This is a genomic window from Paenibacillus aurantiacus (assembly GCF_042431225.1).
Taxonomy (GTDB): Bacteria; Bacillota; Bacilli; order Paenibacillales; family Paenibacillaceae; genus Paenibacillus_Z; species Paenibacillus_Z aurantiacus.
This window is the reverse complement of the sequence record NZ_JBHMDO010000044.1, coordinates 272,702-279,764: the sequence shown is the minus strand read 5'-3', so window position 1 is coordinate 279,764 and position 7,063 is coordinate 272,702. Positions and strand designations below refer to the sequence as shown.

Annotated in this window: 7 protein-coding genes; 5 read left to right on the top strand and 2 right to left on the bottom strand. The window is 60.7% G+C overall.

The annotated features are described in order from the left end of the window. The 4 genes from ACFFSY_RS28175 to ACFFSY_RS28160 all read left to right on the top strand — a co-directional run. Positions 1 to 895: DNA polymerase IV (locus tag ACFFSY_RS28175; RefSeq protein ID WP_377500441.1), on the top strand; the 895-nt coding region annotated here is incomplete at its 5' end. Next, entirely contained in the window at positions 892 to 1,227 is a 336-nt protein-coding gene (locus ACFFSY_RS28170; protein WP_377500439.1) for a YolD-like family protein, read from the top strand. The genes ACFFSY_RS28175 and ACFFSY_RS28170, both read left to right, overlap by 4 nt. Before the next feature lie 124 nt (positions 1,228 to 1,351). After that, positions 1,352 to 3,010, top strand: coding sequence for a diguanylate cyclase domain-containing protein (locus ACFFSY_RS28165; RefSeq protein WP_377500437.1), 1,659 nt, complete (start codon positions 1,352 to 1,354; stop codon positions 3,008 to 3,010). A 221-nt stretch (positions 3,011 to 3,231) separates the two neighbouring features. Beyond that, positions 3,232 to 3,621 (top strand): hypothetical protein, encoded by a 390-nt coding sequence (locus ACFFSY_RS28160; protein WP_377500435.1) that lies wholly within the window; start codon positions 3,232 to 3,234, stop codon positions 3,619 to 3,621. A gap of 68 nt (positions 3,622 to 3,689) precedes the next feature. Here the strand turns inward: ACFFSY_RS28160 and ACFFSY_RS28155 are convergent, their stop codons facing one another. Together ACFFSY_RS28155 and ACFFSY_RS28150 are read right to left on the bottom strand one after the other, a co-directional pair. Next, the gene (locus tag ACFFSY_RS28155) at positions 3,690 to 4,463 is read right to left on the bottom strand and encodes an IclR family transcriptional regulator (protein ID WP_377500433.1); all 774 of its coding nucleotides are present in this window, start codon (positions 4,461 to 4,463) and stop codon (positions 3,690 to 3,692) included. 655 nt (positions 4,464 to 5,118) lie between these two features. After that, positions 5,119 to 5,493, bottom strand: a complete 375-nt coding sequence (locus ACFFSY_RS28150; protein WP_377500431.1) for a hypothetical protein — start codon at positions 5,491 to 5,493, stop codon at positions 5,119 to 5,121. Positions 5,494 to 5,830: 337 nt separating this feature from the next. Between ACFFSY_RS28150 and ACFFSY_RS28145 the strand changes: the two genes are divergently transcribed. Continuing rightward, a complete protein-coding gene (locus tag ACFFSY_RS28145) occupies positions 5,831 to 6,988 on the top strand; it encodes a MerR family transcriptional regulator (protein ID WP_377500429.1) in 1,158 nt (385 codons plus the stop codon). Positions 6,989 to 7,063: the final 75 nt, after the last annotated feature.

Here is a 7,063-nt window from a genome sequence, read left to right as displayed (position 1 = left end):
CACCGCCGAGGAACTCGCTAGACATATCCGGATGCGCGTCTGGAAGGAAACCGGCATTAATACCCGCATCGGCGTCTCCGAGAACAAGATTCTCGCCAAGATCGCCTGCGATATCTTCGCCAAGAAGAACGACGCCGGCCTATTCGAGCTGACGCGGGACAACATGCACAAGATGTGGGAGCACGAGCTGAACAAAATGTTCGGCATCGGCACGCGCACGATGATGCATCTGCACAAGATCGGCATTCGCACGATCGGCGATCTGGCGCAGACGCCGCTCGAGACGCTGCGGAGGAAAATGCGCGTGCTGCTCGGCCGCAACACGGATATATGGAGCGAAGTGCTCTGGCGGACAGCCAACGGCATCGACGAGTCGCCCGTCAATCCGGATGCGTTCGACGGGCAGAAGGGAATCGGACGGCAGACGACGCTCCCGGTCGACTACTACAGCGCGGAAGACATCCACGTCGTGCTGCTGGAGCTCGCCGCGCTCGTCTGCGAACGCGCCCGCAAGAAGCATTACCAAGGGGCGGTCGTCAGCGTCGGCGTGCAGGGCGCGGACTTCGACAAGCCGACCGGGTTCAGCCGCCAGATGAAGCTGGATGTGCCGACCAACCTCACCCGCGAGGTGTACGCCGCCGCCAAGCAAGTGTTCGCGAAGCATTGGAACGGCCTGCCGGTCCGCAAGGTGTGGGTCCAGCTCGGCAGCCTGCTCTCCGACGAGGCGGTGCAGCTGACGTTGTTCGACGACCGTCACCGCCAGCTCGTGCTGGAGCAGACGATGGACAATATCCGCGACGCCTACGGGCCGACCGCAATCTTCTACGGCTCCTCCGCCTCCCGTTCCGCCCAGCTTACCAACATCGCCAGAAAAATCGGAGGTCATCTCAAATGAGCAAAAAACTGCAGGGCAACGGCCTATTCGAATCGTCGCGCATGATGCTGTTCGAGCATCGGGATGCGCTCATCGCGCGGGGGCGCGAGCCGATCCCCGCCACCACACCCTCCGCCCGCCGGGCGCTCGACGACCAGCGCCGCGAGGAGATCGCCGCCCGACTCGGCGCCGCGCTCTCCCACGGCGCGCCAGTCCGGCTGACGCTTGCCGCCGAGCCGGACAACGTCACGCTCGAAGGCGTGCTCGTCCGCTACGACGCCGCCGGACGCCGCGTTCGCATGGACAGCGGACAGTGGATCAAGCTGGATCAACTCGTCGATATTGACGAATAATAACAAGCAACGCCGTGTCCGAAGTCTCTCCCCAAACGAGTGACAATCAGTTATAATAATGTCATATTGCTTTCGACATTATTCGACTAGTTTTTTGTCGATTCACTTCATGGAGGAGATCGTCGTGTCGTTTTCACTTAATTTGCGAACTAGCTTCGCTATTATATCCGCCGTACTAATCATCTTGCTGTCCACCTTGCTCAGCTTTACGATGTCGAACCGGACCAGCGCCGCCATCGAAGCGGAGATCGGTAACTCGCTGTCCGAGATCTCATACCAGATGGCCGAGAAGCTTGATCATTACATGTGGTCCCGCGCCGGCGAGATTGACGTGCTCAGCCAGCTGGATACGCTGCGTCAACCGGAAGATCCCGCCGCGATCCGCCGACTCCTCGATGGGCTGCAGAAGAGTATCCCGTCGTTCACCTGGGTCGCCTTTCTGGATACCAAGGGGAATGTCGTCGCTTCGACGGCAGGCATTCTGACCGGGCAGAATATCGCGAAGCGCCCTGTCTTCCAGAACGGCATCAAAGGCCGGTTCATCGGCGATGTGCACGAGGCCGTGCTCCTCGCGAAGCTGCTGCCCAATCCGAGCGGCGAGCCGCTGCAATTCGTCGACATCAGCGTGCCCGTCAAGAACAGCGCGGGAGAGACGGTCGGCGTCCTCGCCGCGCATCTCAGTTGGGAATGGTCGGAGGAAGTCGAGCAGTCGATTCTGCAGCCGCTCAAGGATCGCAAATCGAGCTACGATATTTTTATCGTAAGCAAGACGGACAACAGCGTGCTTCTCGGCCCGGAGCAGCAGGTGGGCAAGAAGATTGCGCTGCCCGGTTTGGCCGCCGCCCAGGCGGGCCGCAACAATAACGGCACGATGGAGTGGCCGGACGGACAAACCTATTTGACCAGCTTCGCTTACGGCAACGGCTATATGGACTATCCAGGACTCGGCTGGACCGTCATCGTCCGCGAACCGGCGGACAGCGCCTTCGCGTCGGTGGCCGAGCTGCGCAACCGCTTCATGTGGCTTGGCGGCATATCCGCACTCGTCTTCGCCATCATAGGCTGGTTCGCCGCCGGCTTCGTCTCCAAGCCGCTGAAGAACATCGCGCAAGCGGCGGAACGTCTCCGTCAAGGCGAGGATGTTCCGATCCCGCAGCACCGCGGCATCCGGGATATCGAGACGCTGTCGGTCTCGCTGCAAAGCCTGGTCGACGATTTAACCCGCACCGAACACGCGCTGGATCGGATGGAGAGCCTTGCCCATCATGATAGACTGACCGGCCTGCCGAACCGGATCGCTCTCGATAGCTATATGGAGGAAGCCATGCGTCGGGCGGAGGAGAACGGGGAGACGCTCACCTTCCTGTACTTGGACTTGGATGGATTCAAGGGCATCAACGATACGCACGGCCATTCGGCCGGCGATGCCCTGCTGCAGAATGTCGCTGCCCGGCTTTGCGCCTGCACGCGGGGCGACGAAATCGCGGCCCGGCTCGGCGGAGACGAGTTTCTCGCGATTCTGAACACTTCGGCGGTCGGAGCCGAACAAGAGGCCGCGGCCGTGGCTGCCCGCTTGATCGAGACGCTGAATCAGGCGTTCGTCCTGGACGGCCGCATCGTCCGCATCGGCTGCAGTATCGGCGCCGCCGTATGGCCTCTTGACAGTCGTGATCCGATCGAGATCGTCCGTCTCGCCGACGAAGCGCTGTATGCTTCCAAGCGCGCCGGGAAGAACCGGCTCACCTTCTATGGCTTGCACCGCTCGAACACTCATACAGGATAATCGGCAGTTGCCTCAGTCGGAACCAGACTGCTGCCCCTGCAAGCAAGACGCTTTAGCCATCGCGCCGAAGCGTCTTTTTTGTTTTGACGTCGCCCTTGATCCAAGTAACTTTTGCCCGCTTACCCGCGTCATAGGAGATGTAATGCTTTTTGTACGAGGCAGCACCGTTGCAGCCTTCGTTTCCCGTTCATCTGAAGTAGCCGTCGAAAGGAAGATTTAGCATGATTCGAAGAGAGCTCATCTTGAACCTGTTCGCGCTATCGCTGCTGCTCGCCGTGGGGCAAGCGGCTTGGCTTGCGCTGGGCACGCCCGCACAAGACCAGCTGCTCGAAAGTTCCGCGTTCACGTTCTTCGCCGCCTTGCTGCTGCATTACCCGCTCAATCTGGCCATCAGCGTCATCTTGGCGGTCATCGCCCGATTCGTGCCCGGCCGCATCCATGCCCTTCTCCTGTTCAATGCGCTTGGTCTCGCGGCAGTCGGTTATTTCATCTATGAGGCAGGCAGCTGGTCATTGGCTTATCTATATGTCTCCTTTCTCGGCCTCTCCGCGCCCGCCGCGATCGTATCCTTCCTCCGTCTGACTTCATCGCGCACCTCATCATCCCGCTGACAACCAAAAGGCAGGCTCCTCCAAGCCTGCCGCCATCATTCGCCTCGTCCTCGTTCCCGTCACCAACCTTACACATTCATCCGATACAAATCCCGGTAACCGAGCTCCTTCGAGATTTTCTCGGCATATTTCCTGACATGATAACTATGCCGCTCGAGCAGCTCGGGCGTGAACCTCATCGAAGGTCCTGCGCAGTTCAAGGATCCGACCACCGTGTTGTCGTACGAGAAAATCGGAGCCGCGATCCCCGTCGTCCCTTCGGTCGCCTCCCCGGTCGATACCGCATAACCGAGCCGACGGATGCGCTCCAAATCCTTCTCGACCCCTTCGCGCGTAAGCGGCTTGAGTGCAGGCGTCATCGACCAATCGACGCCATCCAGCACGGCTTCCCTCGACCGCTGCGGCAGATGCGCCAGAATCGCCCGGTTCGACGCGCCGATGTACAGCGGTAGGCATAAGCCCACGGGCTCGGATATCCGGACGGTCTGCGGCGAATCGATGCTGTCGATGAAGATTCCCTCATGGTTCTCGAACACGGCCAGATAGACCGTCTCCTCCGTCTGTTGGCGAAGCGCCTCCACATAGGGCCGCGCCGCCTGACGCAGCATCAGGCTGTCCCAGATCCGGTTGCCGGGCGCTTGCTGCACGCGGCCCAGCTTGAATCGCTTCGAGCCGCCGTCTTGCAGGACGACCCCCTCTTGACACAAGGAGCCCAGCAGCTGCTGCGCGGCGTGGACCGGCATATCCAGCTCCCGGCTGATTTCATCCGCGCTGACCTCCTTCTCGATGCCCTGCGGCAGCAGGAAGTCCAACAGACGAACCGCTTTCGAAATGACAGACATGATTTCACCCCATCCAAAGGTAATGTTATATTTTTTAACATTATAATAACACCACATTACCATATCGTCTATTGCCGCTCATCAATTCCCGCCTTGGTTTAGCTGACCTCCTCTGCCAGACCAAATCGCTTAGGCAATTGAAGCGTATCCTATATGAGCGAGCGACGATTCGGCGACTGCAGGTTACGGCACGCCGATTCCGGCTGATCCCGGACATCCTTGCGCTCCAACAGCAGCAGGCTCGTCCACGCATCGCCTCCGACGATCTAACCAGCCCCAGGCGGCACAAAGACACTAGCACACCAGGACAACGCAACCGAGAAGCAGGGTTCGTCCAACACGTACTCCCGGGCATCCTCGCCCCAGCCGCAGGCGGCACAAAGACACCATACCGGGCAGCAGGGTTCGTCCAACACGTTACTCCCGGGCATCCTCGCCCCAGCTCCAGCGGCACAAAGACACCAACACAACGCAACCGAGCAGCAGGGCTCGTCCAACACGTTGCCTCCGGATGATCTTGCCTCAATCCCCTCCACGCAAAGACACCCGCACATCTCCGCTTAGCAACCGACTCGTCTACCGCTCTCCCTGGAAGACCGCGCCGGCCCCCCTCCACGCGAAAAAACCGGCGCATCCCGCGCCGGCCCCCCCGCCGTTAAATCGACACCGTCGTATAAATCCCCAACGCAAGCGCCATCATCGAAACCGCGCTGCACCAGTATGTGTGGCGTGAATTCTTCCCTGTGCCGCGCTGACGCCAAGCGAGCGTCAACTGCCGAACGGCGTAAAACATGCTCACCAGATTGATGAGGAATAGCGCAAGCATCAGCACGCCCATCGCGATATCGCCGCCGGACGAGCCGCCGCTCATGCCGGCATGATGGTTCATATGCATGCTCGCGGCCGCACCGAACAGCAGCGGCGCCGCCAGCCAATGCACGAGATGAAGCAGCACGACGCCGATTAGCGAGACAAACGACAGCCCCGTGTAGTGAATTTCCTTCCCCATGCCGCGCAGCTTCCGAAGCATGCGTCCCCCTCCTTCGCGCAGGCGCAATCGATTCCTATCCGCGGGTCAACCTTCCCGAAGCGCGTTCGTTTACCTTCCACCATTATATGGCGCAAAACGCGGTTCATGCGCAGACTGGCCTAGGCGGAGAGGAGCGTCATCATCCGCGTCGTAACGTTTCCCCGGCGTCCCCCGGCAGTCCTCGCGCGCTTCGCCCCTTACCTTCACCTTGCGTGAAGGTTTATAATGAGTCTACATGGAAGCGGCGCTGACGCGTATGTCCGCTAGGACATAGCTAGCTTCAACTCCCCTCTAGCGGAGCAGCCCCTCCACGAATCCCAATCTAAAGGACGGCGCCATGAACATTAACGAACTTGCCAAACGCCTCGATCTGACGCCCCGCGCGATCCGGCTCTACGAGGCCAAGGGACTGCTAATGCCAGCCCGCAATCCGGACAATGATTACCGCGTCTATACCGAACGCGATGCGTGGAGACTGCAGACGATCGCCGCGCTGCGGGAGATCGGGCTGAGCTTGGCGCATATCCAGAAGCTGCTGCTCGGCCGCGACGACGGAGACACTGCCAGAATACACCACGAGCTGGAGCTGCAGCGCATGGCGATGGTATCCAAATGGGTCGAGGCCAAATCCGCCATCGCCGTCATCGACGAGCTCATCCGCCGTCTGGAACGGCAGCAAGATCTGCAGCTCTCCGACTTGTCCCAACTGTCGGAGCAGCTGCGGCAAATTCACAAGAGCCGTGATAGCTGGAAGGATGCGTGGGACTTCGACCGGATTGCCGGCGAGTACGACGACGACGCGGCCTATTACGCGGCTGGGCCGCTCGTGCCGGTGCTCGTCTACGAGCAGGCGCTCGACCTGATCGTGCAGTGGATCGCGCCGCAGACTGGTGAAGTCGGACTCGACATTGGCACAGGCACCGGCAATCTTGCCGCCAGGCTTCACGGCAAGGATGCCGTGATGCACGCCATCGACCAATCCGCGCAGATGCTCGCCCGCTGCCGGGCCAAGCACCCGTTCATTCAAGCGAAGCTCGGCAACGCGCTGGCGCTGCCATACGTGCAGGAGCAGTTCGACTTCATCGTCAGCGCCTTCGCCTTTCACCATCTGAACGAAACGCAGCAGACGCTGGCTTTAGAGGAGATGGACCGCGTATTGAAGCCGGGCGGCCGGATCTGCTTGGCCGCGCTGATGGAGGATCACGGAGAGCGCCCGGCTCGACAGCCGAGAGCCGAACACCCGCAGACCGAGCAGCCGCCTGGGGAGACACCCGATGGACGGGCGATACCATTGGATGAGATTATCCAGGATCGTGTACATGCCGACCATACGGATCGGCCGGCAGCCGCCGCGGGTTCGCCTGCGAATGCCGCGCACAAATATCCGGCCGACCGCGCCCGTCTCGTGGAGTGGTTCCGCGGCCGTAACTACATCACGATCCAACAGCGGCTTCACGATGGCGTGCACGCGGTCTACGCGGTGCGCAAGTTTTAATCGCTTGACCTTCACCTAAGGTGAGGGTTTACGTTGATGTTGGCCGGGCGAGCAGCGCCAGAGAGCGTACGCGTC